1 protein-coding gene is annotated in these 997 nt (G+C 30.8%); it reads left to right on the top strand.

Translation table 11 applies throughout. The annotated features are described in order from the left end of the window. Nucleotides 1-88 precede the first annotated feature (88 nt). The gene (locus tag CD118_RS11345; RefSeq protein ID WP_103356719.1) at nucleotides 89-676 is read left to right on the top strand and encodes a DsbA family protein; all 588 of its coding nucleotides are present in this window, start codon (nucleotides 89-91) and stop codon (nucleotides 674-676) included. Nucleotides 677-997 lie beyond the last annotated feature (321 nt).

Below are 997 nucleotides of genomic sequence, written 5' to 3' on the forward strand. Positions count from 1 at the left end.
ATTTTGGAATATATTTGATAAAATAATTATTAACAGTTATATTTATTAAAGTAATACACAGGATAGTGTAAAAAGGAGAGAGTCAGTAATGAAGAAAATATTTTATTTTTTAATGATGGCTTTAGTGCTTGTCGCTTTCACTGCTTGTCAAAAAGGGGAGCATCGTGAAAAACAAGTAAAAATCGTTGAGTATTTTGATTATAAATGTCCTTATTGTAAGGTGTTTGATCAGAAGGTTATGACAGAAATAGAGAAAAAGTATGGAACGGAGCGAATCGATTATCAATTGATAGATGTTGCATTTTTAGGTAACGATGCAATTGAGGGGGCAAGAGCGGCAAAGGCTGTGCAAATCGTAGCCCCACAACAGTTTATGACATTTCATCATCATTTAATTGAGCAACAACCGAATCATGAAGGGAAATGGCTTACGCACAATAAAATCGACCAGCAAATCAATCGTTTATCCATTAGTAAAAAACAGAAAGATAAAATCAAAAATGAATATAAAAGTAAAAATAGTGAGGCGTGGAAACGTGCAGAAAAGGACATTATTAAAGCGAATAACGAGAAAATTAAATTGGTGCCTACTTTAAAAATTAACGGTGAAGAAGTGAGTGATCCATTAAACAAAGATGAGGTATTTAAGAAAATTGATGATGCATTAAAGGCATAATAGGATTTTAAATATTTGTGAGGAAAATGCATAGCGATTCCATACACAGACTAGCGCGTCACTTTCATTTTGAATATAAGCAGGAGGCGAGGATGATTCCTAACCTCCTGCTTTATTCTTTTTATAATTACCACATTAGCTTGATTGAAATGTGTATTTTAATCAAGTCATATGAAGTGGCATCTTCATCTCCTAAGAATATTTCCAGCTTAGAAGTTTATTTATTAAATTTTCTAAAATAAAGTACATTTACTGTTTTAATTAACTATTTATATATAACTATCCATATACAAATTTATAGTATTCTATCCTTATTAATAC

The organism is Staphylococcus coagulans (genome assembly GCF_002901995.1).
GTDB classification, from domain to species: Bacteria; Bacillota; Bacilli; order Staphylococcales; family Staphylococcaceae; genus Staphylococcus; species Staphylococcus coagulans.

Bases quoted from the DNA above. Each gene is read 5' to 3' on its own strand.
- CD118_RS11345 (WP_103356719.1), top strand. From the start codon at position 89: ATGAAGAAAATATTTTATTTTTTAATGATGGCTTTAGTGCTTGTCGCT.